General features: G+C 55.3%; 22 protein-coding genes and 2 tRNA genes. 13 read left to right on the top strand and 11 right to left on the bottom strand.

Annotation, left to right across the window (positions count from 1 at the left end; all coding sequences use genetic code 11):
* Nucleotides 1-12: 12 nt before the first annotated feature.
* From mraY to ABLW18_RS04985, 8 genes are all read right to left on the bottom strand, one after another.
* Entirely contained in the window at nucleotides 13-1,095 is a 1,083-nt protein-coding gene (gene mraY / locus ABLW18_RS05020; RefSeq protein WP_347823752.1) for a phospho-N-acetylmuramoyl-pentapeptide-transferase, read from the bottom strand.
* A gap of 17 nt (nucleotides 1,096-1,112) precedes the next feature.
* On the bottom strand, nucleotides 1,113-2,531 hold the full coding sequence (gene murF / locus ABLW18_RS05015; protein WP_347823751.1) for a UDP-N-acetylmuramoyl-tripeptide--D-alanyl-D-alanine ligase: 1,419 nt from the start codon (nucleotides 2,529-2,531) through the stop codon (nucleotides 1,113-1,115).
* Nucleotides 2,531-4,009 (bottom strand): UDP-N-acetylmuramoyl-L-alanyl-D-glutamate--2,6-diaminopimelate ligase, encoded by a 1,479-nt coding sequence (locus tag ABLW18_RS05010; RefSeq protein ID WP_347823750.1) that lies wholly within the window; start codon nucleotides 4,007-4,009, stop codon nucleotides 2,531-2,533. The genes murF and ABLW18_RS05010 overlap by 1 nt, the downstream gene beginning before the upstream one ends.
* A gap of 22 nt (nucleotides 4,010-4,031) precedes the next feature.
* Nucleotides 4,032-5,813 carry a penicillin-binding protein 2 gene (locus ABLW18_RS05005; RefSeq protein WP_347823749.1) on the bottom strand — a complete coding sequence of 594 codons (1,782 nt, stop codon included), beginning with the start codon at nucleotides 5,811-5,813 and terminating at the stop codon, nucleotides 4,032-4,034.
* The gene (locus ABLW18_RS05000; RefSeq protein WP_347823748.1) at nucleotides 5,810-6,154 is read right to left on the bottom strand and encodes a cell division protein FtsL; all 345 of its coding nucleotides are present in this window, start codon (nucleotides 6,152-6,154) and stop codon (nucleotides 5,810-5,812) included. The genes ABLW18_RS05005 and ABLW18_RS05000 overlap by 4 nt, the downstream gene beginning before the upstream one ends.
* On the bottom strand, nucleotides 6,151-7,140 hold the full coding sequence (gene rsmH / locus ABLW18_RS04995) for a 16S rRNA (cytosine(1402)-N(4))-methyltransferase RsmH (protein ID WP_347823747.1): 990 nt from the start codon (nucleotides 7,138-7,140) through the stop codon (nucleotides 6,151-6,153). Before rsmH ends, ABLW18_RS05000 begins: the two co-directional genes overlap by 4 nt.
* A 2-nt stretch (nucleotides 7,141-7,142) precedes the next feature.
* Nucleotides 7,143-7,646 (bottom strand): division/cell wall cluster transcriptional repressor MraZ, encoded by a 504-nt coding sequence (mraZ, locus tag ABLW18_RS04990; RefSeq protein ID WP_347823746.1) that lies wholly within the window; start codon nucleotides 7,644-7,646, stop codon nucleotides 7,143-7,145.
* A gap of 655 nt (nucleotides 7,647-8,301) precedes the next feature.
* The gene (locus ABLW18_RS04985) at nucleotides 8,302-9,366 is read right to left on the bottom strand and encodes an Mrp/NBP35 family ATP-binding protein (RefSeq protein ID WP_347823745.1); all 1,065 of its coding nucleotides are present in this window, start codon (nucleotides 9,364-9,366) and stop codon (nucleotides 8,302-8,304) included.
* Here ABLW18_RS04985 and ABLW18_RS04980 point away from each other — a divergent pair.
* Nucleotides 9,281-9,769, top strand: coding sequence for a DUF1127 domain-containing protein (locus ABLW18_RS04980; RefSeq protein ID WP_347823744.1), 489 nt, complete (start codon nucleotides 9,281-9,283; stop codon nucleotides 9,767-9,769). The genes ABLW18_RS04985 and ABLW18_RS04980 overlap by 86 nt on opposite strands.
* 177 nt (nucleotides 9,770-9,946) lie before the next feature.
* On the top strand, nucleotides 9,947-10,549 hold the full coding sequence (locus tag ABLW18_RS04975; RefSeq protein ID WP_347823743.1) for a LysE family translocator: 603 nt from the start codon (nucleotides 9,947-9,949) through the stop codon (nucleotides 10,547-10,549).
* 19 nt (nucleotides 10,550-10,568) lie between these two features.
* Here the strand turns inward: ABLW18_RS04975 and ABLW18_RS04970 are convergent, their stop codons facing one another.
* Complete coding sequence (locus tag ABLW18_RS04970) at nucleotides 10,569-11,861, bottom strand: FAD-binding oxidoreductase (RefSeq protein ID WP_347823742.1); 1,293 nt, start codon at nucleotides 11,859-11,861, stop codon at nucleotides 10,569-10,571.
* An 84-nt stretch (nucleotides 11,862-11,945) separates the two neighbouring features.
* A complete protein-coding gene (locus ABLW18_RS04965) occupies nucleotides 11,946-14,339 on the bottom strand; it encodes a UvrD-helicase domain-containing protein (RefSeq protein WP_347823741.1) in 2,394 nt (797 codons plus the stop codon).
* A gap of 132 nt (nucleotides 14,340-14,471) precedes the next feature.
* Between ABLW18_RS04965 and ABLW18_RS04960 the strand changes: the two genes are divergently transcribed.
* The 10 genes from ABLW18_RS04960 (at nucleotide 14,472) to ABLW18_RS04915 (ending at nucleotide 23,644) form a co-directional block, all read left to right on the top strand.
* The gene (locus ABLW18_RS04960; protein ID WP_347823740.1) at nucleotides 14,472-15,620 is read left to right on the top strand and encodes an alpha-hydroxy acid oxidase; all 1,149 of its coding nucleotides are present in this window, start codon (nucleotides 14,472-14,474) and stop codon (nucleotides 15,618-15,620) included.
* 154 nt (nucleotides 15,621-15,774) lie between these two features.
* A complete protein-coding gene (locus ABLW18_RS04955; RefSeq protein WP_347823739.1) occupies nucleotides 15,775-19,215 on the top strand; it encodes a pyruvate carboxylase in 3,441 nt (1,146 codons plus the stop codon).
* Nucleotides 19,216-19,241: 26 nt separating this feature from the next.
* Entirely contained in the window at nucleotides 19,242-19,724 is a 483-nt protein-coding gene (locus ABLW18_RS04950; protein WP_347823738.1) for a metallophosphoesterase, read from the top strand.
* Nucleotides 19,681-20,037: a hypothetical protein gene (locus ABLW18_RS04945; protein ID WP_347823737.1), complete on the top strand. Its 357-nt coding sequence runs from the start codon at nucleotides 19,681-19,683 to the stop codon at nucleotides 20,035-20,037. The genes ABLW18_RS04950 and ABLW18_RS04945 overlap by 44 nt, the downstream gene beginning before the upstream one ends.
* A gap of 105 nt (nucleotides 20,038-20,142) precedes the next feature.
* Nucleotides 20,143-20,217 (top strand) — tRNA-Gly (locus ABLW18_RS04940).
* A gap of 358 nt (nucleotides 20,218-20,575) precedes the next feature.
* Complete coding sequence (hisB, locus tag ABLW18_RS04935; protein ID WP_347823736.1) at nucleotides 20,576-21,163, top strand: imidazoleglycerol-phosphate dehydratase HisB; 588 nt, start codon at nucleotides 20,576-20,578, stop codon at nucleotides 21,161-21,163.
* A gap of 4 nt (nucleotides 21,164-21,167) precedes the next feature.
* Complete coding sequence (gene hisH / locus ABLW18_RS04930) at nucleotides 21,168-21,806, top strand: imidazole glycerol phosphate synthase subunit HisH (protein ID WP_347823735.1); 639 nt, start codon at nucleotides 21,168-21,170, stop codon at nucleotides 21,804-21,806.
* Between the two features lie 29 nt (nucleotides 21,807-21,835).
* Complete coding sequence (gene hisA / locus ABLW18_RS04925; protein ID WP_347823734.1) at nucleotides 21,836-22,552, top strand: 1-(5-phosphoribosyl)-5-[(5-phosphoribosylamino)methylideneamino]imidazole-4-carboxamide isomerase; 717 nt, start codon at nucleotides 21,836-21,838, stop codon at nucleotides 22,550-22,552.
* Nucleotides 22,553-22,580: 28 nt separating this feature from the next.
* The gene (gene hisF, locus ABLW18_RS04920) at nucleotides 22,581-23,342 is read left to right on the top strand and encodes an imidazole glycerol phosphate synthase subunit HisF (RefSeq protein WP_347823733.1); all 762 of its coding nucleotides are present in this window, start codon (nucleotides 22,581-22,583) and stop codon (nucleotides 23,340-23,342) included.
* Complete coding sequence (locus tag ABLW18_RS04915) at nucleotides 23,339-23,644, top strand: phosphoribosyl-ATP diphosphatase (RefSeq protein WP_347823732.1); 306 nt, start codon at nucleotides 23,339-23,341, stop codon at nucleotides 23,642-23,644. Before hisF ends, ABLW18_RS04915 begins: the two co-directional genes overlap by 4 nt.
* Before the next feature lie 14 nt (nucleotides 23,645-23,658).
* On the opposite strand, the gene rlmB is transcribed toward ABLW18_RS04915, so the two are convergent.
* Complete coding sequence (gene rlmB / locus ABLW18_RS04910) at nucleotides 23,659-24,432, bottom strand: 23S rRNA (guanosine(2251)-2'-O)-methyltransferase RlmB (protein ID WP_347823731.1); 774 nt, start codon at nucleotides 24,430-24,432, stop codon at nucleotides 23,659-23,661.
* A 442-nt stretch (nucleotides 24,433-24,874) separates the two neighbouring features.
* Between rlmB and ABLW18_RS04905 the strand changes: the two genes are divergently transcribed.
* Nucleotides 24,875-24,958, top strand: a tRNA-Tyr gene (locus tag ABLW18_RS04905).
* Nucleotides 24,959-25,259 lie beyond the last annotated feature (301 nt).

The raw sequence follows: 25,259 nt of genomic DNA, 5'->3' as shown, positions 1-25,259 counted from the left end.
CCCGATGTCCATCTACCGGACTTTCAAAGTCGCCAGGCCAATCATCGCCAAGACAATGGCAATGATCCAGAAACGGATCACGATCTGGCTTTCCGCATAGCCTTTTTTCTCAAAATGATGATGGATTGGTGCCATGAGAAACACCCGCCGACCGGTGCGTTTGAACCAAAACACCTGGATAATCACACTCAAGGCCTCGGCGACAAATACCCCACCGATGATCGCCCAAACAATCTCATGTTTGGTCAAAACGGCAATGGCGCCCAGCGCCCCGCCCAGTGAAAGGCTGCCTGTATCGCCCATGAATATGGCGGCAGGTGGCGCATTGTACCACAAAAAGCCCAAGCCTCCGCCAATCAAAGCCATGCAGAAAATCAACAACTCGCCGGTTCCCGGCACATAATGCACGTCCAGATATTGGGTAAAATCAACCCGGCCCACCGCATAGGCCAAAACCCCGAGCGCCGCGGCGGCAATCATCACCGGCATAACGGCCAAACCATCCAAACCATCGGTAAGATTGACCGCATTGGCCGTGCCGACGATTACGATCATGGCAAAGGGAAAGAACACTATGCCAAAAGGCACCAATGCGTCTTTCAGCACCGGCACGGCCACCTGTAAACGCAGGCCTTCGGGATGCAATTGCGCCGCCACCAGCGCGGCGATCAAAGCAATCGCAAACCCCAATCCCAGCCGCACCCGGCCCGGAACCCCGGCAGAGGTTTGCTTTGAGACTTTGGCATAGTCATCGGCAAAGCCAATCGCGCCAAAGCCAATGGTTACAAACAGCACCACCCAAATATGCATATTATCAAGCCGCGCCCACAGCAATGTTGAGACCACCAAGGCCCCCAAAATCAGCGCGCCCCCCATCGTCGGCGTGCCCGCTTTGGATTGATGCCCCTCAGGTCCATCGGACCGGATTGGCTGCCCGCGCCCCTGACGCCGGCGCAAAAGGTTTATTAGGGGCTTGCCAAATACAAATCCAAACAGCAGCGATGTCAAAAATGCACCGCCAGCCCGGAAGGTGATATAGCGAAAAAGATTGAAAAAATCGCCACCATCCGACAGTAATGTCAGCCAATAAACCATCTAAATTCCCCTTACACCTACGGTTGTGAGCGATGCCCTAATTTGCGGATCAGGTCAACAATCATTGAAACTTTGCTGCCCAGGGAGCCTTTGACCAAAATCCGGTCCCCTGGGGCAATCAACTCCCCTAAGCCCGAGGCCAGCTCTTGCGCCTCAGGCACCCAGCGACCGCGGATCGCGGCCGGTAATGCGTCATAACAAGCCCTCATGCGCGGCCCAACACAATGCACCACATCCACGGTTAACAAATGGTTATTGCTGGCCAGCTGCGCGTGACACTGCGCCTCCTCCTGTCCCAGCTCCAACATATCGCCCAAAATCGCAATGCGCCGTGGTCTCTGGCCCTTCTGCTCTTGCGGATCACAAGCCGCCAGAACTTCCAAAGCTGCCGCCATAGACGCAGGATTGGCATTATAGGCGTCATCAATCAGCTCGAAATAGGCGCTGGTATCCGCCAGATCTAAGCTGATCGTTTCGCGCCGCCCGCGCCCCGCCGGCGGCTGCCAGCGGAACAGATCGACCGCCGCGCGGGCCGGATCGCCCGACAAAGCCTCGACCGCCGCCAAAACACCCATCGCATTGACGGCAAAATGCCGCCCCAATGTGTTCAGCCGAAACACGGCGGGGACGCCGCGCAGACTGGCTTGGATCACCGTGACATCGCGATGCATCTCAAGAGCCGTCAGCCGAAAGGCTTCCGCCGTCTCGCCAAATCCCACAATTGTCGCCCCTTTGGCCAAGGCGGCTTGCACCAGTATATCAATCGTCGAGACATCAGCGGGCAAAATAGCAGCCCCACCGGGCGTTAACCCGGCCAGAATATCAGCCTTCTCCCGAGCAATCCCCTCCAGGCTCTCAAAGGCTTCCATATGCGCCGGAGCCACGGTTGTGATCAGTGCCACATGCGGCTGCACCATCTCGCTTAAAGGCGCAATCTCTCCGGGATGGTTCATACCAACCTCAAAAATGGCAAATTGCGTATCAGCCGGCATGCGCGCCAGGGTCAGCGGCACGCCCCAGTGATTGTTGTAACTGGCCACCGAGGCATGGGTTCGCCCCTGAAACTCAAGTACCCTGCGCAGCATCTCTTTCGTCGAGGTCTTGCCCACCGAGCCGGTCACCGCCAACACTTTCGCCGCGCACCGCGCCCGCGCGGCCCGGCCCAGGTCGGTTAGCGCCTGTAGGACATCGGGTACAATCAACAACGGTGCCGTCTCAGGCACCCCATCCGGGCGATGCTGCACCAAAGCGGCGGCCGCCCCTTTCTCAAGGGCCTGCGCCACGAAATCATGACCATCACGCGCCGCCCTCAATGCCACAAAAAGATCCCCCGGTTGCAATGTCCGCGTGTCAATCGACACGCCATGGGCAGCCCAAGGCGCCGCACAATAGCCGCCTGTCGCAGCTTGGGCCTCAAAAGCAGTCCATAGGGCCATTATGCAAAATCCTCCAAAGCGGACACAGAAATACTCGCCTGTTCTACATCATCAAAAGGTAATATATCATCTCCAATTATTTGACCCGTTTCATGACCCTTACCCGCAATCAGCAAACAATCGCCCGGTTGCAACCCATCAACCCCGCACAAAATCGCTTCGGCGCGATCGCCAACCTCTTCGGCCTCGCCCGCGCCAGCCAACACCATCGCCCGAATGGCGGCGGGGTCTTCACAGCGTGGATTGTCATCTGTGACGATCACCCTATCGGCATGCGCCACAGCCGCTTGCCCCATCAAGACCCGCTTGCCCGGATCACGATCTCCCCCTGCGCCGAGAACCACAACAAGCCGTCCCCTCACATGTGGCCGCAGGGCCTGCAGCGCCGCAGAGACGGCATCGGGCGTATGGGCATAATCCACATAAACAGATGCCCCATTGGCGCGGGTGGCGGCCAATTCCATGCGCCCACGCACCGGTCTCACGGACTTTATCACAGAAAAGACCGCTTCAGCCTCTGCGCCTGCCGCCAGTACCATGCCCACAGCCAAAAGCAGGTTTTCCCCTTGGAACCCGCCCACCAAAGGCACTTTGACCTGATAACGTACCCCCTGCCAGGCGCATAAAATTTCTTGACCGTTGGCTTCAAAGGTTTGGGCCAAAATCTGCAAATCCGCTGCGCCACGACCGACGGTCAGACAGTTTTGTCCACGCGCGCGGCAGGCGTCATAAAGGACCATCCCCTTGGCATCATCAATGTTGATGACAGCCCAGCCTTGCGGACCTAACACACGGTCAAACAGACCTGATTTTGCAGCAAAATAAGCCTCAAATGTGGCGTGATAATCCAGATGATCCTGCGTAAAATTGGTGAAACCTGCCACCGCCAAATCTACCCCATCCAAGCGCTTTTGCGCCAATCCATGGCTCGAGGCCTCCATAGCGCCATGCGTCACGCCAGCGGTGGCGGCCTGCGCTAAGACCCAGTGCAGGGTGATAGGCTCCGGGGTGGTATGAGTCAAAGGCGCGCTCCACGCCCCCTGCACACCAGTTGTGCCCAAGTTTATTGCTGACAGCCCCAATTCACTCCAAATCTGTCGGCAAAAACTGGCGACCGAAGTTTTACCATTGGTGCCTGTCACGGCCACCATCACCTCCGGCTGTGCCGCAAAAAACAAAGCTGACGCCGCCGCAAGCGCTTGGCGCGGATCATCGACAACGCAGATCTCCGCCGCGGGATCTGGACAGGTTTTCGAGATCCGCGCTGCCCCGTCCGGATCGGTTAAAATAGCGCGCGCGCCCTGGCGCAGGGCATATGGGGCAAATTCAGCCCCATGGCTGCGGCTCCCGGGCAGTGCTGCAAAAAGAAACCCTTGCCGCACGTCCCGGCTGTCAACCGCGAGGCCTTGAATTTCCAGTTGAGACGCCCGCGCCGTGGTCAGACCTAAATTTGCAAGGGTTTTGCTCTTGGTCGCCATCCATCGGCTCGCTTTCTAAAAATCAGTTGTTGGCCAATGTTAAACCATTTTGCAGCGGTGGTTCAATCTCTGGAGCGAGGCTCAGCAAAGGCGCAACGCGGCGAATAACTTCAGCCGCCACAGGCACGGCAGTCGCTCCCGCCGTCCGGCGTGGCTCAGGGCCGGTGCGGTCTTCTGGCTCATCCAGTGTCACGATCAAGACATAGCGCGGATCGGTGCTTGGAAAGAAGCTGGCAAAGGTCGCCAGAACCTTGTCCTTATAATAGCCGCCTTCTGGGCTAGGCTTATCCGCAGTTCCAGTTTTTCCAGCCACAGAATATCCCGGAACATCGCCCATCCGAGCGGTGCCCTCGGTCACCACACGCCGCATCATACTGCGTAAATGTCGCGACGTCTTCTGCGAAATAATACGCGCGCCGAGCGGCGCGGTCGGTTGTTTCAGCACCGTCGGCTTCACCAGAGTCCCACCATTGACAATGGCAGCATATCCCGCCGCCAGATGCACCGGCGAGGTTGAAATGCCATGCCCATAGGAGATGGTCATTGTTGAGATATCGGACCAATTACTCGGATATTGTGGCCTTCCCGTTGGGCCCTCAATCACTTCAACGGGTGTGGCTTGTAACAGGCCGAGACGGTCCAAAAAGTCTTTTTGCAATTCAGAACCAATCATTAAAGACAGACGGGCCGTACCAATATTGGAAGACTTAATCAAAACTTTTTCAACAGGTAACTGCGCGCCATAATCACGATAATCGTTGATCTTATGTTTGCCCCATCTCAGCGGACCTTTGGTGTCCACCATACTGCCCGGCTCCACCAAACCCAGATCCATGGCTTGGGCCACAGTGAACGCCTTGAACGCCGAACCCAGCTCATAAACCCCTTGGACCGCGCGGTTGAAAAGCGCGCTGTCGCTGGCATCGCCCTTTGTCAAAGGGCGTGGACGGTTGTTTGGATCAAAATCTGGCAGGCTGACCAGCGACACAATCTCACCATTATGGGCATCCATCAACACCGCAGATGCGCCTTTGGCATTCATCAAGCGCATGCCTCCGTAAAGCGCCTCCTCTAGGGCCGATTGCACCGTGACATCAATCGACAGCAGTAAGGGTTGACCGTCAAATCTTGGATCGCGCAAAAACGTGTCAAAGGCTTTCTCAACGCCAGCAATTCCGATGACCTCAGCAGAATGCACGCCCTGCGCGCCAAAAGTCGTACCTCCCAAAATGTGACCGGCCAGTTGCCCGTTGGGATAAAGGCGCATTTCGCGCGGGCCGAACAACAGACCGGGTTCACCAATGTCATGAACGGCCTGTTTTTCCTCTGGGCTAATGGCGGGTTTGAGCCACAAAAAATCTTGCGGCCCCGCCAGGCGCGCCGCCATTTTTTCGACATTGATGTCGGGAAATATTTCTGCCAATTGCCGGGCTGTGCCCTCTGGATCAATGATTTGACGCGGATGCGCATAGAGCGAATGGGTCTCTATATTCGTGGCCAGAACCCGATTGTTACGGTCTAGGATATCCGCGCGACTGGCGAGAATTTGTGCCGCTGTGGCGCGGGCCCTGGGCTCAATGGGCTCAGAGACCGCCAAGCTTGTCATACGCATTCCAATAACGGCAAAACTGATGACAAATATTCCACCCATCATTAACAAGCGCATCTGAGTTTTGCGCAAAATCCGTTCATGCTGTATCTCGATACGCTCGCGCCGATTGGCATTTTCAATCCAATCAGGATTTTCACCGGCGTTTCTGGCCGAAAATATGCGCGCCAATGGCCGAAGAGGTTTGCGGTTCATGGCGAGGCCTCTCGGTTCATCACCTCAATTGGCTCGGTGATCGGGCCCAAATCTGGTCCGGGGTAGGGAATTTGCTCCAACCGGGCAAAATGATCCGCCGTCAGCTGCAACAATTTCAACTCATCAAAATTGGCATTCACCAGCTGCAACAGCCGCTCAGGGCGATTGAGATAGGCCCATTCCGCTTTCAAAGCGCGGAGCCGCGATCGGGCCTCCGCAATGTCGCGGTTCAACTGGGCCACCTCATCCAATTTGCCCTTCGTTTCATAGTTTTCAGTATAGGCCCAAAAGGCGAGGCCCATGACGCCGACAACCAAACAGCTCAAAAACAGATTTTTCATGAGGCCCTCCGCTGCGGGAGTTGCGGCACGCCAAGGCTGCGCGGATCAACCAGCAGCGCCGGCGCCTCGGTTCGGCGCCCCATGCGCAATTTGGCCGATCGCGCCCGAGGATTGGCCGCAAGTTCATCTTTTGACGGTTTGATTGCCTTGCGGCTTTGCATGGTAAATTGCGCCGGAACCTCCTCAACCGATGGCGCATATCGGCTTCCGGCCTGTGTACCCGCGCGGGCTTGGAAAAACCGCTTCACAATGCGATCTTCGACCGAATGAAAGGTCACGACAGCCAAAACGCCGCCGGGACGCAAGATGCGCTCGGCAGCGGCAAGCCCTTGGACCAATTGATCATATTCACCATTTACCGCGATACGCAGAGCTTGGAAACTGCGGGTCGCAGGGTGCGATTGGCCGGGCTTGGCCCGAGGCAAACACCGCTCAACAACTCCGGCCAACTCCAAGGTCCGTTCGAAGGGAGTTTCGTCGCGGCGCGCAACGATCACTTTAGCTATGCGGCGGCTGGCACGCTCTTCGCCATAATTGTACAAAATATCGGCAATCTGCTCAGCACTGGCGCTGTTGACAATATCCGCCGCCGTCGGGCCGCTATCACCCATGCGCATGTCAAGTGGCCCGTCTTTTTGAAACGAAAACCCGCGCTCAGCTTGGTCAATCTGCATAGAAGACACACCGATATCCAGCACCACGCCATCCACCACATCGGCGGTTTGATCCAAATTAGAAAACGTTTCGTGTACCAGCTGCAAGCGATCACCAAATTGCGGCGCCCAATCAGCGGCCATATCAAAAACACTGGGATCGCGGTCTATCCCGATCACCCGACCCGCGCCGGCATCGAGCAAATATTTGCTATAGCCACCGGCCCCAAAGGTGCCATCGATCCAGGTGCCCTCAATAGGTGCAGCCGCTTCAATCAATGGTACAATGAGAACAGGGACATGCGGCGCAGATGGTGAGGAGGCGGGCCGCATATCTAGTCCGGCCCCACTTTGTCCAAATAAGCCATTGGGTCAAAATCCTCAGGCAACTCATCCAACCAAGCCTCAGTTTTGGCTAATTCTTCTGTTTCATAAGTCTCAGGCTTCCAGATTTGGAACGTGTCACCGGCCGCGATAAAGAAGGCCTCAGCATCCAGGTCAATCTTCCGACGCAGTTTGGCCGGGAGCACCAACCTGCCCGTATCATCTACGATGGTGGGGAAAGATTGCCCATGAAACAGCCGTTGCAACATCCGACGCTCCATAGATCCACGCGGCAAGACATCAATCTTGGCATCCACCTCTTCGATGGCAGAAATTGTGTAACATTCCAGATAATTGCGGCGGTGATCTCCGTAGACGATCACCAATTCCGGATTTAAACCTTCGGTATAATTGGGATCACCCTGCTCCAGCACGCGGCGAAAAAGAGCGGGAATAGACACCCGGCCCTTGTTGTCCACCTTATGGTGGCTTTCACCTCTAAACCTGCGTGCCACTTGGGCCTGCCTCGCTATTAATTGGGGCACTGCCCCGAAACTAAAAACGGCGGATTGAACTGCTGCTGTTGTTCAATCCGCCGACGTTTCCCTTACGGGATGTCCAGCTGCGCGTGCCACCTGGGGGGATGTCTGCTCGCTAACGCGCCGGATCTCTTCGTTTGGAAATGGGTGCCTGTATGCATCCTACGCTCGCCTTTGCCCTTCTTTTAGTGGGGCGTTGATCTTTGACTGCTTCCATACATAGATATTTGCATGGGAATTCATGGTAATCAATAGGAAATTTTTGCAATCACCCCCAAGACTGCTTTAATTTTATCGAAAAATCATAAGTTTTGGAAGGTGAACTACCACATAAAGCTGTAAAGCAATCAACAGACCACCAAATGTAGTGAGATAATTCATGAGCCATGATTTCCCAATTTTTTGCACAAATGAGAGTATTTGGAAGAAATATAACATATTTGGTGCCAAAATATGCAAAATTACGGCGTACACTCGCGGAATCGCTGGTCGGCAACCTACGAACTATGGCTTCGCATAACAACTCCCATGGTTTCCCAGATCGCTTGCTTTCCATCGCATGCTTTCCTAGAGATGAGCGGAAGGCCTACAGATCCCGAGGCCGCTGTGCTCATCCAGCCCCGCCGGCGGTTTATGCAATATCCGAAGCAATCAGCCCGCGCGCCAGCTCCGCATATGCCTGGGCCATCGGCCCATCGCCCACCGCGGCTGGTTTGCCACTGTCACCTGCAAGACGCACGTCCAAATCCAATGGCAAAGAGCCCAAGAGCGGCACTCCCAACTTCTGCGCCTCCAAGGCCACGCCCCCATGCCCGAATATATGTGCTTCATGGCCACATTTGGGGCAGATATATTGGCTCATATTCTCAATCATGCCCAAAATGGGCGTATGCAACGTGGCGAACATATCCAAAGCCTTGCGTGCATCCAACAGCGCGACATCCTGCGGGGTAGAGACCACAATGGCGCCAGTTAGCTCAGTCTTCTGGCATAGTGTCAGCTGAACATCACCTGTGCCGGGCGGCAAGTCGATAATCAAGACATCCAACTTCCCCCATTGCACCTGATTGAGCATCTGCTGCAATGCGCCCATCAGCATCGGACCGCGCCAGACAACCGCCTTATTCGGATCGACCATCAGACCAATCGACATCATCGTGACGCCATGGGCCTGGAGCGGAATAATAACCTTACCATCGGGACTGGCCGGGCGTTTGCTCACTCCCATCATACGCGGCTGGCTCGGGCCATATATATCCGCGTCAAGCAGCCCTACCCTTCGGCCTTGTTTGGCCAAGGCCACTGCCAAATTGGAGGATACCGTAGATTTACCAACCCCACCCTTGCCTGAGGCAATCGCCACGACTCGATCCACACCCGGCACTTTGAGCGGCCCGTCTTGCGGTTTGGGATGGCCACCCAATTTCAAATTCGGTGGCGCAGGCTTTTGCTCATGTGCTGTGACCACTGCGGTGACACTGGACACTCCGTCGAGCTGCATCACAATTTGCTCTGCAGCGGCGCGAATGTCAGCCAGCTTGCCGGCGATCTCTGGCGTTGGCGCTTCAATGACGAAACGCACCGCCTCCCCCTCCACGACAACCGCGCGAATGAAATCGCGGCTCACCAGATCCCCCCCATCGGGCAATTGCAGACGGGCCAAAGCGGCCAAAATATCAGAACGGTCGATTGGCATCCTAGCTCTCCTCAATTCTCTGCGCAGCTATGCCCGTGCAAATCACCTGATGCAAGCCCAGGCGCGCTACGCCGAGAGAGCCATGCAAATGCTGCATAGCGGCAATTCCCAAACATGCGTTGCGAAACATGGCCACGCGCTCCACATAGAGCGCATCAACACTCCGGTTGATATAGAGGATAGAACGATGACAATGGTAACAGATTTCAATGTAACCGCCCCTTCTTTCAGCGCTGCGATCGTAGCGCGCTGGACCGCTTTGCGTGAGCAAATGGCCAAACGTGCCCTGTACCGCAAAACAATTTCCGAATTGCAATCCTTGACCGGCCGCGAGCTGTCGGATCTTGGCATTCATCGCTCCGCGATCAAAGGCATCGCTCTGGAAGCCGCATTCGGCAAATAAGTCAGACATAAGTTTTGCAGATCCAGCGCCTAAGCCTTGGATCTGTGAACGAGGCTTTCTCCTCCCTGAAGCCTGCATAAAACGGCGCCATCTTTCTCCCGGATGGCGCCGTTTTTTGTCCGATATTCGATCCTACGGGTTGTTGAGTTTTGCCGGCTGCGGTAATACCTCCAGCCTATGACTTATTCTTTGCTGACCGGTCTCGTGCTCTTTTGCTTTGTTTCCTCGATCACGCCCGGGCCCAACAACTTGATGCTTATGGCCACTGGAGCCAATTTCGGTGCGCGGCGCGCGCTGCCCCATGCATCTGGGATTGTTTTGGGATTTACCTTCATGATTATCGCCATCGGATTGGGTGTGGCGCAGCTCTTTGAAGCCTATCCTGTGGCGCATCAGCTGCTTGGCGGTATTTCGGTCATCTATCTGATTTATTTAACCTATAAAACAGCAACAGCCAGCACAAACCTAGACAGCCCAGAACCTACAGGCAAGCCCATTACGTTCTGGCAAGCCGCGGCCTTTCAATGGGTAAACCCAAAGGCCTGGACCATGGCCCTGGCTGCGGTGACGGTTTATGCGCCCCAGCCCGTGACCAGTACAGACGTCATCACTGTTGCCCTTATTTTCGGCACCATTAACCTGCCCTGCATCAGCGTCTGGCTAGTACTCGGGCTGAAAATGCGACGGTTTTTGACAACGCCAGCGCGGCTGCGCGGCTTTAACTGGACGATGGCGGGACTTTTGCTTCTGTCTCTCGCGCCGATTGCAACGTTAAACTGAGCGGCAAGTGGTCAGGCCGCTAAAGCCCCAATCCATCGCAAAGACGATAATAGGCAACCCTGGCCTCTACACCCAGGGGATAGAATGGATGAAAAGGAATTTTCCGCAGGCGCGTCACCGGAAAATCCAGATCCGCATGAGGCCTGCCCACAGCCCAAGCGGCCAAAACCTTCCCCATGGCGGTGGCCATGGCCACCCCACGCCCGTTATACCCAAGCCCCGCAGCCATGCCATTTCCGAAATCATGCAAATGCGGGTATTGATCAGCGGTGGCGGCGATGTAACCGCCCCACTCAAACTCCCAACGCGCTCCCGTCAATTGAGGAAAGAGCTTGATCGACCATGCGCGAGCTTGGGCGAGACGGGCCCGTGTGGCCTGAACAGAATAGCCACCGCGCGCGCCCATCACAAAACGCCCTGCCGCATCCATCCGAAAATAGGACAGGAGCCGGCGGGTATCAGAAGGTGCATGACGTCCCGGCAGGATATGGGCGCGCAGCTCTTTTGAGAGCGGCTCTGTCGCCACTTGTACCGAGCGGATCGGCACCACGGATTGTTGCAAGCCCCGATGTAAAGGACCACTGTAGCCGTTGGTGCACAGCAGCACCCGCCCAGCGCGCAGCTGCCCGCGTTTCGTAACCAGCAGATGCTCTTGACCGCGGCGCTGCAATTTTTCAACCCGAGAGTCCCCAAAGATCCGCACCCCAGCAGCTCGGGCGGCCTCACATAGGCCCAAAGCATAGTTGAGTGGATGCAGATTGCCACCACGTGGGTCGATCAGGCCACCTATATAGGCGTTCGTACCAATGACCTGCGCCACTTCTGTTTGCGATAAAAGCGTCAATTCCGCCCCATGTTGCGCCCATTGTTCGGCTTTTTGCACCAAAGACGTCATGCCGCCACGATTATGAGCCGCGCGCAACCAACCCACCGGGCGCGCATCGCATTGAATTTTGTGCTGGGCGATCAAATCAAATACCAGCTGCGCGGCCTTACCTGAAAGCCGGATCATCCGCCGGCCCATCTCCGGTCCGAAGCGCGCAATTGCGTCATTGGGCGCCGCGATCAATCCCGGATTGACCTGCCCTCCATTGCGCCCTGAAGCGCCCCATCCCGGAGTTTGCGCCTCCAAAACCACAACAGAGCGGCCCATTTGTGCCAGGTGCAGCGCCGCCGAAAGGCCAGTAAACCCCGCGCCCACAATCGCCACATCCGCTGATACATCCGCCTGCAGCTCTGGACAGGGCTCAGAGGGCGTCGCAGTGGCCGACCAAAGTGAGTTGGCAATTACAGGCTCTTCATGTAGAATCATTGCCGCGCGCCTTCAGGACAAGAGCATGCAGATTTTGTGGCGCATGTCCGCAATGTACTCAAGATAAATCCACCAACCGGAGTCCTAAAACGGCAGGTCGCCAACCGCATCGGCACTTTGGATATATTGCGCGACGACCTTCTTTGAGCCCGCTTTGTCAAATTCGATGTCCAACTTGTCGCCCTCAATGGTTAAAACTTCGCCATAGCCAAATTTTTGGTGAAACACGCGATCTCCAACGCAAAAGGCCGAGACCGCGGTCATGTCGATGGTCATATGGGTTGCTTGCTGTGGTTGGCGCATACCGCGTTGGCTGCTGCGCTCTTGTAAGCGCCGCCAGCCCGGTGAATTATACACATCGGCTTTGCTGGCCCGTTCAAAAATACCGCTGCCCGCCGCCTCCTGCACCGCAGGGTTGGCGCTAGACGCCATACCGGCGGCCCCAAAGCTGCCACCGTAAAGCCCGGGCGGGGTGAGTACATCCACATGCACGCTCGGCAGCTCGTCGATAAACCGGCTTGGCAACGCCGATTGCCATTGCCCATAGACCCGGCGATTTGCAGCAAAAGAAATCGTACAAATTTCTTCGGCGCGTGTAATACCCACATAGGCCAGGCGCCGCTCTTCCTCCAATCCCTTAAGGCCACTTTCGTCCATGGAACGCTGCGAGGGAAAGAGACCGTCTTCCCAACCAGGCAAAAACACCATCGGGAATTCCAGCCCCTTGGCCGCATGTAGCGTCATGATCGAGACCTTTGCCCCATCTGCTTGCTGTTCATTGTCCATGATCAGGCTGACATGTTCCAAAAACCCTTGCAGGTTCTCAAACCCTTCCAACGCCTTGACCAGCTCTTTGAGGTTTTCCAAGCGCCCCGGAGCCTCTGGCGTTTTATCATTTTGCCAATGGGTGGTGTAGCCACTTTCATCGAGGATTATTTCGGCCAACTCCACATGGGTGTCAGTCTGCTGGCGGATCTGTGCGTGCCAACGGTCAATGCCATCTATCAGGCGCGCCAGTTCCACGGCGCCCTTGCCACCCAGATCTTTCGCCGCCAGCAAAATTCGCGCGCCGTCCACTAAGGACACGCCATTGCTACGGGCAGCAGTTTGGATTTTCTGCTGCGCTTTGTTCCCAAGCCCGCGCTTCGGCGTGTTGACAATTCGCTCAAAGGCCAGATCGTCATCGGTGCTGACCGCCAGACGAAAATAGGCCATGGCATCTCGAATTTCCATCCGTTCATAAAACCGGGGGCCACCAATTACACGATAGGGCAGACCGATGGTCAAAAAGCGATCTTCAAACGCGCGCATTTGATGGGAGGCACGCACCAAAATTGCCATGCTGTCGAGATCAAAAGCCGCTTGCCCGCGCGTGCCGCGCTGCGCCGCTTCGATCTCCTCACCGATCCAACGGGCCTCTTCTTCGCCATCCCAATGGCCAATCAGGCGCAGCTTTTCGCCGTCGTCCTTTGCGGTCCAAAGCGTCTTGCCCAAACGGCCTTTATTGCCGTCGATCACCGCGCTGGCCGCAGCAAGAATATGCGGGGTAGAGCGGTAGTTTTGCTCCAAGCGCACCACATGTGAGCCGGGAAAGTCTGTCTCAAACCGCAAAATATTTCCCACCTCTGCACCGCGCCAGCCGTAAATCGACTGATCATCATCGCCAACACAGCAAATATTCTGATGCTCCTGCGCCAAAAGCCGTAGCCACAAATATTGCGCCACATTGGTATCTTGATATTCATCCACCAAAATATAGCGAAAAAACCTCTGGTATTGGGCCAAAACTTCGCTGTGGTCTTGAAAAATTGTCACCACATGCAAAAGCAAGTCACCAAAATCTGCGGCATTCAAATCGCGCAAGCGAATTTGATATTGCGCGAAAAGCTCAACGCCCTTGTTGTCATAAACGCCAGCCTCCGACGCCGGAACTTGCCCTGGTGTCCAGGCTCTGTTTTTCCAGCCATCAATGATGCTTGCCAATTGCCGTGCAGGCCAGCGTTTGTCGTCAATCTTGGCCGCTGAAATCAATTGCTTCATCAACCGCAGCTGATCGTCGCTGTCCAGAATGGTAAAATTGCTTTTCAGACCCACCAATTCTGCATGTCGGCGCAGGATTTTAACACAGATCGAGTGAAACGTGCCCATCCAAGGCATGCCCTCAACCTGACCAATCAAATGGCCCACCCGATCTTTCATCTCGCGCGCGGCCTTATTGGTAAAAGTGACCGAGAGAATTTCATTAGGACGCGCCGTGCCCGTATTCAGCAAATGCGCGATGCGGGCGGTGAGCGCTTTGGTCTTACCGGTCCCTGCCCCCGCCAGCATCAAAACAGGTCCACTCAACTGTTCCACCGCCGCGCGTTGCGCCGGGTTCAGCCCGTCCATATAGGGCGTCGGGCGGGCAGCCATGGCCATTTGACTCAAGCTGGGGGATGCGGCGGCCTCAAAGGCCTCTGATTCATCAAAACTGCTCATATGGTCAATCTAGCGTTATTTGCCCCAAAGTGAAACAATTGTTCGCGTTGTGTTCTTATGTTTTCATAAAAATGCAAATCGAAGCGAAAATAAGGCTTAAACTCGCAATTTAAATGATGTAAGCGCTTGCATATGGATCTCAACTCAAATTACCCCGCCATTTCAGACTTACGCTCAAAAGCGCGCAAGAGAATTCCGCATTTTGCTTGGGAATATCTCGACAGCGCCACGGGTGATGAAAGCACATTGCATCGCAACCGCTCATCATTAGACGCGATCCATTTTGTCCCGCGCGGGCTTCGCGGCGAAATCAAACCACAATTGGCGACGGAATTTCTTGGCAGATCATATTCCGCTCCGTTCGGCATTGCGCCGGTTGGCATGTCAGGCTTGATGTGGCCGGGCGCGGAAAAAACGCTGGCCGGGTTTGCGGCGGGCGCAAAAATTCCCTACGGCATGTCAACGGTTGCGACCACCACACCCGAAGATGTGGCCCCTTATCTGGGTGAAATGGGATGGTTTCAGATGTACCCGCCCCGCGATGAAGCTATCCGCAATGATATGATCCAGCGGGTGAAAAACGCGGGCTTTACCACTTTGGTGGTGACCATCGACGTGCCAGCGCAATCGCGGCGCGAACGGCAGATTCGCGGCGGGCTGGTACAGCCACCGCGCCTCACACCCCGAATTCTGGCGCAGGTGGCCGGCTGTCCAGAATGGGCCCTGCGCACCGCGCTCAACGGCAAGCCACGCATGAAAATGATTGAAACCTACGGCAAGGCGGTCATGGAGAGCGTGGCCTCCCTGCCCTCCAACAACCACGTCGGTTATCTGCTGCGCACCGCACCAGATCACAGCTACGTGAAACTGTTGCGAGACGCATGGGATGGACCTTTAATTGTTAAGGGCGTGATGTGCCCTGATGATGCCACGCCCTTGGAGGGGCTCGGCGTGGATGCGGTTTGGGTCTCCAACCACGCAGGTCGGCAATTTGCCGGCAGCCCTGCGGCTATTGATATGCTGCCGGCCGTCAAAGCAGCAACAAAGCTACCACTTATTTTCGACAGCGGTATTGAGGGGGGCTTGGACATGCTGCGGGCGCTCGCATTGGGCGCGGATTTTGTCATGATGGGGCGGGCTTGGCACTATGCACTTGGGGCTGTTGGCACAAAAGGTCCGGCACATTTATATGATATGTTGGTGGATGATTTGAAGTCAAATATGATCCAAATTGCCGCGACCCATCTGAGTGACTTGCCCGATTTGATGCATAAATATTGATTTATTAGCATATTTGATTGGATAGGAATTCGAGTTTTCCTGATATTAAAATCTGATTTACGCGCGAGTAGTGGCGATACGGGCTCAAAAACAATTTGTAACTCTGGAAATTCTAGCTTTAAATGCTGCAGGTGCATTGCAACGAGGAACACTCATGGCCGACTTCAAAAAAATCCTGATTGCCAATCGTGGTGAAATTGCAATTCGCATCATGCGTGCGGCAAATGAATTGGGCAAGCGCACGGTGGCTGTCTATGCCGAAGAGGACAAGCTCGGCCTACATCGTTTCAAAGCGGATGAAGCCTATAAGATCGGCGAAGGCCTGGGGCCGGTTGCAGCCTATTTGAGCATTGAAGAAATTTTGCGCGTGGCCAAGGCCTGCGGCGCGGATGCTATCCATCCCGGCTATGGTCTTTTGTCAGAGAACCCCGATTTTGTAGATGCCTGCACGGCAGCGAACATCGCCTTTATCGGTCCGAAGGCCGAGACCATGCGCAAGTTGGGCGACAAGGCGAGCGCGCGCCGCGTGGCGATTGAAGCACAGGTACCGGTTGTTCCAGCCACCGATGTTCTTGGCAATGAAATGGATACAATCCGAGCAAAGGCAGCGAACATTGGTTATCCTTTGATGCTGAAAGCCAGCTGGGGCGGCGGTGGGCGCGGCATGCGTCCGATACATAATGCCGAGGAATTGGAAGAGAAAGTTTTGGAAGGCCGACGTGAAGCAGAGGCGGCCTTTGGCAATGGTGAAGGCTACCTGGAGCGGATGATCGAGCGCGCACGCCATGTCGAAGTGCAAATCTTGGGCGATAAATTTGGCGATATTTATCACCTCTATGAGCGCGATTGCTCCGTTCAGCGCCGCAACCAAAAAGTTGTCGAGCGCGCGCCGGCCCCCTATTTGACTGAGGCCCAACGGGCTGAAATTTGCGCTCTTGGAAAGAAGATCTGCGCCCATGTAAATTATGAATGTGCCGGCACAGTTGAGTTCTTAATGGATATGGACAGTCAAGAGTTCTATTTCATTGAGGTGAACCCGCGGGTGCAGGTGGAACATACGGTGACAGAAGAGGTCACCGGCATCGATATCGTGCGGGCGCAGATCCTTATTGCTGAGGGAAAACCTCTGGCCGAAGCCACAGGCACGGCCTGCCAAGACGATGTGCGGCTGGACGGCCACGCGATTCAATGCCGCGTGACCACAGAAGATCCGTCAAATAATTTCATCCCAGATTACGGTCGCATCACCGCCTATCGTGGCGCGACGGGCATGGGTATTCGGCTGGATGGCGGCACGGCCTATTCTGGCGCTGTCATCACCCGCTATTATGACAGCCTGCTAGAAAAGGTCACCGCTTGGGCACCAACACCTGAGGCTGCAATTGCACGGATGGACCGAGCGTTGCGCGAATTTCGGATTCGCGGTGTAAGCACCAATATCGCCTTCGTGGAAAATCTGCTTAAGCATCCCACCTTCTTGAATTACGAATATACCACCAGCTTTATCGACACGACAGCTGACCTGTTCAAATTCAGCAAGCGGCGCGATCGAGCCACGAAGATCTTGACCTATATTGCAGATATTACGGTCAACGGACATCCTGAAACCCAAGATCAGGCCCGCCCTGCCAGCGATATTAAGCCGCCTAAAACGCCAATTGCCCTCGGTGACCGCGCTGAGGGGACTAAGGATATTCTGACTGCGCGGGGTCCGAAGGGTCTGGCCGATTGGATGAAGGCGCAAGACAGCCTCTTGTTGACCGACACCACCATGCGCGACGGGCATCAATCGCTTTTAGCAACGCGCATGCGCAGCCATGACATGGTAAAAATTGCTCCCGCCTACGCGGCGGGGCTACCTGGGCTATTTTCGGTTGAATGCTGGGGCGGAGCGACCTTTGATGTGGCCTATCGCTTTTTGCAAGAATGCCCTTGGCAGCGATTGCGCGATTTGCGCGCGGGCATGCCCAATATCATGACCCAAATGCTTTTGCGCGCCAGCAACGGGGTGGGCTATACCAACTATCCTGACAATGTGGTGCAATTCTTTGTACGACAAGCAGCACAGACGGGTGTGGACGTCTTCCGCGTGTTTGACAGCCTCAATTGGGTGGAAAATATGCGCATCGCTATGGACGCTGTGATCGAAGCGGATCGGGTCTGCGAAGGCACGATCTGTTACACCGGTGATATTCTGAATCCCGATCGCGCAAAATATGATCTGAAATACTATGTTTCGATGGCCAAGGAGTTGGAAGCTGCCGGTGCGCATGTGCTGGGACTCAAAGATATGGCGGGACTGCTGAAGCCCACGGCGGCCAAGGCTTTGATTGGCGCTCTGAAGCAAGAAGTTGGCCTTCCCATTCATTTCCATACCCATGACACCTCGGGCATTTCTGGGGCCACCGTTCTGGCGGCGGCCGAAGCCGGTGTGGATGCAGTGGATGCGGCGATGGATGCCTTTGCCGGCGGCACATCGCAGCCAGCTTTGGGCTCCATCGTAGAGGCTCTGGCCCATACTGGACGGGACACGGGCTTAAATATTGCTGAGATCCGCAAGATCAGCGGCTATTGGGAGCAAGTCCGCGCACAATACAGCGCTTTTGAAAGCGGGTTGCAAGCGCCGGCCTCTGAGGTCTACCTGCATGAAATGCCCGGCGGCCAATTTACCAATCTCAAAGCCCAAGCCCGCTCTTTGGGCCTGGAAGATCGCTGGGAGGATGTGGCGCAGACCTATGCGGATGTGAACCAAATGTTCGGCGATATTGTAAAAGTGACACCCAGTTCAAAAGTGGTCGGCGACATGGCGCTGATGATGGTGTCACAAGGATTAACCCGCGCTGAGGTCGAAGACCCGGAACACGATGTGGCCTTTCCTGACAGCGTGGTCGATATGATGCGCGGCAATCTTGGACAGCCCCCCGGCGGATTTCCTGCAAGCATCTCTGCCAAAATCCTCAAGGGGCAGCACCCCATGACAGAGCGGCCAGGCAAATCCATGCCGGCGGCAGATCTGGAGGTCCAGCGTTCGGAGGTTAGCGTGCTTTTGGAGGGCAAAAAGGTCGATGATGAGGATTTGAACGGCTATTTAATGTATCCAAAAGTGTTTCTCGATTATATGGGCCGCCACCGCACCTATGGCCCTGTGCGAGCGCTGCCCACCCAAACCTTCTTTTATGGTATGCAGCCAGGTGAGGAGATCACCGCTGAAATTGACCCGGGTAAAACCCTCGAGATCTTGTTGCAAGCCGTTGGTGAGACCAATGACGCGGGCGATGCGCGCGTGTTCTTTGAGCTAAACGGGCAGCCCCGGGTGATACGAGTGCCCAATCGCAAGGTTAAATCCACAAGCGCCGCCCGGCCGAAAGCCGAAAATGGCAATGCCAATCACATCGGGGCGCCCATGCCCGGTGTTGTTGCGTCTGTGGCCGCCTTTACCGGAGCGCAGGTACGCGCCGGGGATTTGCTGCTGACCATTGAGGCCATGAAAATGGAGACCGGCCTACATGCAGAGCGCGACGCGGTGATCAAAGCCGTTCATGTCACCCCCGGCGCTCAGATTGATGCCAAGGATTTGCTGATAGAATTCGAATAGTTAAATCGCCCCGTAAGGAGAGCCTCATGGCTGCAAAAATCCTATTGATGTCAGATATTCACATCACGGAGCCGCGCAATCAGATCTTTGGTCTAGATCCAGCAGCCCGGTTTCGGCTCTGCCTGGACCATGCCGCCGAGCATCATGCCGATAATGCACATCTATTCATCATGGGCGATTTAACGCACTACGGGCGTGTCACCCAATATGAAATTTTCAAACAATTCCTTGCCGATCAACCCTTCCCTGGAACGCTCATGCTGGGCAATCATGACCAGCGCGGGGCATTTGCCGAAATCTTCCCAGAGTTTGCGGCAGGGTTTAGCCACGGGCGTCACAGCTTTGGCGAAACCGACGTGCTGTTTCTCGACACGCTTGATGAGCAAGCCTGTGACCGGCACAGCGGGTGCCTTTGCCGCGCGCGTCTGGACTGGCTGCAAACTCAGCTTAAGGCAAGTGAGACCTTTGGTCATCGTATCCCATCACCACATGCTGCGCTCCGGCATTGATGGGATGGATGCCATCCATCTTAGAAACGGCACCGAAGTGGCCGATATGATCGCCGCCTCCGGGCGCTGCAAGATGGTCATCAACGGTCACATCCATAGGATCATCGTCTCATCCTACCGCGGCGTCACCCATGCGATGATCAAAAGTCCCTGCCATCAAATGCCTATGGTTCTGGGTGCCGGTGCCTCAAGCCTCTCAGTCGCAGAACCGGGCGGCTATGGGTTTTTACTTTTGGATCCGCTCTCGCCACTGCTGCATCATGTCGATGTTGACCTGCCCGAATGTCCAGTCGCATTCAATGGCGAGTCCTAGATACAGATCCCGCAAAGCGGCCTGAGCAAAATAATCTGACAATTATGGCATTTTACCCCTTGCAGGAAACATCCACTGGGGCTATCTCAGCCAAACCAAAAGGGTGCGGGCGTAGCTCAGGGGTAGAGCATAACCTTGCCAAGGTTAGGGTCGAGAGTTCGAATCTCTTCGCCCGCTCCAATTGGTCAAAGACACCCGGGCTAAACGCGGGTTTTTTATGACTTATCGCAGGCGTCTCCCTCCCGGTATGATTTGCGGCACAATTGCCCCAAAACAGATAAAATCTACATTCTAGCATGCGCGCCACACATAGCGGCAATGCCGCCTTAAGCATTGTTGCGCCGCAGCATTTTTCGCTACGAACCGGGCAGCTAGAATTTCCTCCCAAAATTGAAACATAGACTGGCAGTACCCTTTGGTGCCGCCTTTTTTGCAAAAAATTCCGAGCCACCGCCAACCGGTGCAGCACTTGTCACGCTTGCCCCTTCTCAACGGCTCACAAGCCGATTATAAGGCCCTGGAACATAAAGGGTAGACAATGCGTACAGTCCATATTTCCCGCGATACCGCAGAGACCAAAATCTCAGTTGAGCTCAATCTCGATGGCAGCGGCCTATACGACAATCAGACCGGCGTTGGCTTTTTCGATCACATGCTAGATCAGCTGGCCCGCCATGCTCTGATTGACATGACCATCCGCTGCACGGGAGATTTGCACATTGATGACCATCATACGGTTGAAGATGTGGGCATCGCCTTGGGGCAGGCCTTGACCCAAGCTCTCGGCGACAAACGCGGCATTCGGCGCTACGGCGATTGCCTGCTGGCTATGGATGACGCTTTGGTGCGCTGCGCACTCGATCTCTCGGGTCGCCCCTATTTGGTGTGGAACCTCGATCTGCCAACCCAAAAAATTGGCACTTTCGATACCGAACTCCTGCGCGAATTTTTTCAAGCCCTCTCAACCCACGGCGGCATTACCCTGCACGTCGACAAATTGCATGGCATAAATAGCCACCATATAGCGGAGGCGGCGTTTAAATCAGTCGCCCGGGCACTTCGCGATGCGCTAGAAACCGATCCACGCAAATCTGATGCGATTCCCTCGACCAAAGGCAGCCTCTAATCTCATGCTGACAGCCTTAATAGATTACGAGAGTGGAAATTTGCATTCAGCGCAAAAGGCCTTTGAGCGCATGGCGACAGAAGTGTCCAATGAAGAGGTTATTGTCACCTCGGATCCTGACATGCTGCGCCGTGCGGATCGTCTGGTGCTGCCGGGTGACGGCGCCTTTCCAGCCTGCAAAGCGGCCTTAGTCGAGAAAACTGGCCTATATGATGCCCTTCTAGAGGCGGTCAAAATAGACGCCAAACCCTTTTTGGGTATTTGCGTCGGCATGCAGATGATGGCGAGCTTTGGCCATGAATATCAAACCACCAAGGGCTTAGATTGGATCGCCGGAGATATCGAGCCAATTGAACCGACCGATCCAAGCCTGAAAGTGCCACATATGGGCTGGAACGATCTGGTGATTACAGGAACGCACCCGGTACTGGCGGGGCTAAACAATGGCGATCACGCCTATTTTGTGCATTCCTATCACTTTATTCTCAAAGACCAGGCGCACAGATTGGCACATGTGGATTATGGCGTTGAAATCTCGGCGATTATCAGCTCCGGCACGCGCATCGGCATGCAGTTTCATCCAGAAAAAAGCCAAAGTACCGGGCTTCGCCTAATCTCAAATTTTCTCAATTGGCGCCCCTAGCGGCCCTACTTTACGCAAGGCGAGACCCTATGATTCTTTATCCCGCAATTGACCTCAAAGACGGCCAAGCCGTGCGCCTGTACAAGGGCGAAATGGATCAAGCGACTGTGTTTAACGAAAGCCCTACCGATCAAGCTCTAGCTTTTGAACAGGCCGGCTGTACCTGGATTCATCTGGTAGATCTCAATGGAGCCTTTGCCGGCACGCCTGTGAACGATGCCAGCGTGCGCGATATACTCTCAACGGTTTCCGTACCCTGCCAACTTGGCGGCGGAATACGTGATATGGAAACGATTGCAGCCTGGATTGATCTTGGGTTATCACGCGTCATACTCGGCACAGTGGCCGTCGAAAACTCGGCCTTAGTGCGTGAAGCCACAAGGGCTTTTCCCGGGAAAATTGCCGTGGGGCTTGATGCCCGCGAAGGCCGCGTAGCGACCCGCGGCTGGGCCATAGAAACCGATATTTTAGTGACAGATTTGGCCAAACAGTTTGAACAAGACGGAATTGCAGCGATAATCTATACAGATATCAACCGCGATGGTGCCATGGGCGGGCCAAATATCGCCGCCACCGAAGCCCTAGCGCGCGCCGTATCCATCCCAGTGATTGCCTCCGGCGGAGTTTCAAGCCTGCAAGATTTACTTGAATTACAGGCCACGGGGGTGATCTCAGGAGCCATTTCAGGGCGGGCTCTCTATGATGGCGCGATTGATTTGTCGCAGGCCTTGGCGGCGCTGGCATGACCCATAACGCGCGCGCAGGAGACCGATCATGCTAAAAACTCGGATCATACCTTGCTTGGATGTGGCGGAGGGCCGCGTGGTCAAAGGGGTAAATTTCGTCGATTTGGTGGACGCTGGCGACCCGGTAGAGGCGGCACAGGCCTATGATGCGGCGGGGGCTGATGAATTGTGCTTTCTTGACATCAAAGCCACCCATGAAAATCGCGGCACGCTGTTTGATCTGGCCCGGCGCACAGCCGAGCAATGTTTCATGCCGCTAACCGTTGGCGGCGGCGTGCGCAGCCCGGCGGATGTGCGCAACCTACTGCTGGCGGGCGCAGATAAGGTCAGCTTCAATTCTGCCGCTGTGGCTGATCCTGATGTCATTGCCCAATCGGCAAATCATTTTGGTAGCCAATGTATTGTTGTTGCCATAGATGCCAAGACCGTGGCTCCTGGCAAATGGGAAATTTTCACCCATGGCGGGCGACGCGCCACTGGGATTGACGCGATAAAATTTGCCCGAACGGTTGTCTTGAAGGGCGCTGGTGAATTATTGCTCACCTCTATGGATCGCGACGGCACGCGCGCGGGTTTCAACCTGCCGCTCACCCGCGCCGTATCAGATGCGGTTTCGGTGCCTGTGATTGCTTCTGGGGGCGTGGGACGCTTGGAACACCTGGTCGAGGGGGTCACCCAAGGGGGCGCCAGCGCGGTTTTGGCAGCTTCAATTTTCCATTTTGGAGATTTTACCATTCAAGACGCCAAAACCCATATGGCTGCAGCAGGAATTCCGATGAGGATGTCATGATATTACACGAGCTGGAACAGACGATCATTGCGCGCAAATCCGCAGACCCCAGCAGCAGCTGGACTGCGCAGCTCTTGTCAAAGGGCCCGGACAAATGCGCCGAAAAATTTGGGGAAGAGGCTATTGAAGCGTTGATTGAGGCGATCAAAGGCGATCCCGTCGCGCTCACATCTGAGGCAGCCGATGTGCTTTATCACCTCTTGGTAATGCTGGCCTCCCGCGATGTCGCCTTAGACGATGTATTTGCAGAGCTATCTCGCCGCACAGCCCAATCGGGCCTTGAGGAAAAAGCTAAGCGCTAGGGCAAATTACGTTACTAACGGGTCACCGCATAAAGGCCGACAGCCGCGGCATTGGAAACATTGAGCGAGCCAAATCCCCCGGCCGCTGAAATTTTCACGAGAGCATCACAAGTGTCCTTAGTGCGGTCCCGCAGGCCCGGCCCTTCTGCCCCCAGCACCAACGCCGTTGGACCTTTGTGCTGGCCCAATGTCGCCTCCAATGTTGCTTCGGCTTCCCCGTCCAATCCAAAGATGAAATAGCCCATCGTCTTGAGCCTCTCCATCGTATCCGCCAGGTTTTGCACCCGAAGATAGGGCTGCCGCTCTAAAGCACCGCTGGCTGTTTTGGCCAAGGCTCCGGTTTCCGGCGCAGAATGGCGATGCGGTGCGATGACAGCTGCTGTACCAAAAACCTCAGCCGATCGCAAGATCGCACCCACGTTGTGAGGATCAGTCACCCGATCCAGCAGTAAAATCACAGGCGCCTCTCCGGGCCGCACTGCCGCCACTTCATTCAAAGGCCCCCAATCCAGAGCTTTGACCTCCAAAGCCGCCCCTTGATGCACCGACTGAGGATCAATCGGTGCCGAAAACTTACGGGGATCTACAATCTCTGGCTCCAACCCAGCCTCTGCGATGGCCTCACCGAGTCGGTCACAGGCGTTTTTGGTCAAAAGCAAGCGCAGCTTGATCCTCTTGGGGTTCAATAGCGCATCGCGCACCGCATGAATGCCAAAAAGCCAAATGGTCTGGGCGGCGGCCTCGCGTTTTTCACGTTCCTTTTGAACAATCCATGTGGGTTTTTTCATCTATCTTCCGATCCTTGCCGCTGGGGCCTTATGCAGCGGTGTCTCGGCAGAGCGCAAGTTAAATTCTATAGCATTTTCAGTTAATATGAGATCCCCAGCATCCTGGCGCGCCAAGCCTGGCCATAGCCCTAACAGCCAGGGCTAGTTGAGCTTTCGAGATTCACGACGCACGGGCTGGCCTGCCCGCCGAAGTGCCCAGCTATAGGTCACCACAAATATGGCGACAAACCCACAAAACGCGACCGCTTACCTGCCTAACAGTGCAAGTCCCCATCGGCCCGCATCGCAGCTGCCGGCACAAAATCCGATCCCAGAATGCATCGACCAAAAATGGGTTTAACGCTTATTCCCACATCACTCCACCAAAGACAATTTTCGGGTTGACGCGCGATTTTCTAAGTCGTACTCGTGCGCAAACCGAGGCAGTTGCCTCAGTTTAAGTGGGCGACAGGCCGCAAGGTGTGGCAGGGGACTGTAACTCCCTCGCGGAGACGCACGCCTGGTTCGATTCCAGGGTCGCCCACCACTCAGTCTCCTCAAAACCGCAGGTAAGGTAAAATTTTTGGAAATTATATAAATTTCAGATGGTTATCTAGGATAAAACACCCTAAGGTGCTCACAATTAGTCTCTGTTTGTCGGGTTTTTTGGGCGTATACGGCAAAAGTCTCAGCAGCGCAATTACGTGTGAGGTCTTGAGGCAGGCTGGATGCGCTACTGATGCGGAAAGCCTAGAATCTTCCGCCGCTCTTGCCATTCCAACGGTAGTTCCGGAAGGATACGGAACGACTACAGATGAGCAAAAGCGAGACAGTAAGAGGCGCCGATA

Source organism: uncultured Planktomarina sp. (assembly GCA_943788425.1).
GTDB lineage: Bacteria > Pseudomonadota > Alphaproteobacteria > Rhodobacterales > Rhodobacteraceae > Planktomarina.
The sequence above is the reverse complement of the archived record's forward strand: the minus strand, read 5'-3'. Positions and strand labels throughout refer to the sequence as shown.

What these genes read in the sequence shown, in the direction of transcription:
- mraY (WP_347823752.1), bottom strand. Translation starts at nt 1,095, where the DNA reads ATGGTTTATTGGCTGACATTACTGTCGGATGGTGGCGATTTTTTCAAT.
- murF (WP_347823751.1), bottom strand. Translation starts at nt 2,531, where the DNA reads ATGGCCCTATGGACTGCTTTTGAGGCCCAAGCTGCGACAGGCGGCTAT.
- ABLW18_RS05010 (WP_347823750.1), bottom strand. Translation starts at nt 4,009, where the DNA reads ATGGCGACCAAGAGCAAAACCCTTGCAAATTTAGGTCTGACCACGGCG.
- ABLW18_RS05005 (WP_347823749.1), bottom strand. Translation starts at nt 5,813, where the DNA reads ATGAACCGCAAACCTCTTCGGCCATTGGCGCGCATATTTTCGGCCAGA.
- ABLW18_RS05000 (WP_347823748.1), bottom strand. Translation starts at nt 6,154, where the DNA reads ATGAAAAATCTGTTTTTGAGCTGTTTGGTTGTCGGCGTCATGGGCCTC.
- rsmH (WP_347823747.1), bottom strand. Translation starts at nt 7,140, where the DNA reads ATGCGGCCCGCCTCCTCACCATCTGCGCCGCATGTCCCTGTTCTCATT.
- ABLW18_RS04980 (WP_347823744.1), top strand. Translation starts at nt 9,281, where the DNA reads ATGAAATCGCGGCTCACCAGATCCCCCCCATCGGGCAATTGCAGACGG.
- ABLW18_RS04985 (WP_347823745.1), bottom strand. Translation starts at nt 9,366, where the DNA reads ATGCCAATCGACCGTTCTGATATTTTGGCCGCTTTGGCCCGTCTGCAA.
- ABLW18_RS04975 (WP_347823743.1), top strand. Translation starts at nt 9,947, where the DNA reads ATGACTTATTCTTTGCTGACCGGTCTCGTGCTCTTTTGCTTTGTTTCC.
- ABLW18_RS04970 (WP_347823742.1), bottom strand. Translation starts at nt 11,861, where the DNA reads ATGATTCTACATGAAGAGCCTGTAATTGCCAACTCACTTTGGTCGGCC.
- ABLW18_RS04965 (WP_347823741.1), bottom strand. Translation starts at nt 14,339, where the DNA reads ATGAGCAGTTTTGATGAATCAGAGGCCTTTGAGGCCGCCGCATCCCCC.
- ABLW18_RS04960 (WP_347823740.1), top strand. Translation starts at nt 14,472, where the DNA reads ATGGATCTCAACTCAAATTACCCCGCCATTTCAGACTTACGCTCAAAA.
- ABLW18_RS04955 (WP_347823739.1), top strand. Translation starts at nt 15,775, where the DNA reads ATGGCCGACTTCAAAAAAATCCTGATTGCCAATCGTGGTGAAATTGCA.
- ABLW18_RS04950 (WP_347823738.1), top strand. Translation starts at nt 19,242, where the DNA reads ATGGCTGCAAAAATCCTATTGATGTCAGATATTCACATCACGGAGCCG.
- hisB (WP_347823736.1), top strand. Translation starts at nt 20,576, where the DNA reads ATGCGTACAGTCCATATTTCCCGCGATACCGCAGAGACCAAAATCTCA.
- hisH (WP_347823735.1), top strand. Translation starts at nt 21,168, where the DNA reads ATGCTGACAGCCTTAATAGATTACGAGAGTGGAAATTTGCATTCAGCG.
- hisA (WP_347823734.1), top strand. Translation starts at nt 21,836, where the DNA reads ATGATTCTTTATCCCGCAATTGACCTCAAAGACGGCCAAGCCGTGCGC.
- hisF (WP_347823733.1), top strand. Translation starts at nt 22,581, where the DNA reads ATGCTAAAAACTCGGATCATACCTTGCTTGGATGTGGCGGAGGGCCGC.
- ABLW18_RS04915 (WP_347823732.1), top strand. Translation starts at nt 23,339, where the DNA reads ATGATATTACACGAGCTGGAACAGACGATCATTGCGCGCAAATCCGCA.
- rlmB (WP_347823731.1), bottom strand. Translation starts at nt 24,432, where the DNA reads ATGAAAAAACCCACATGGATTGTTCAAAAGGAACGTGAAAAACGCGAG.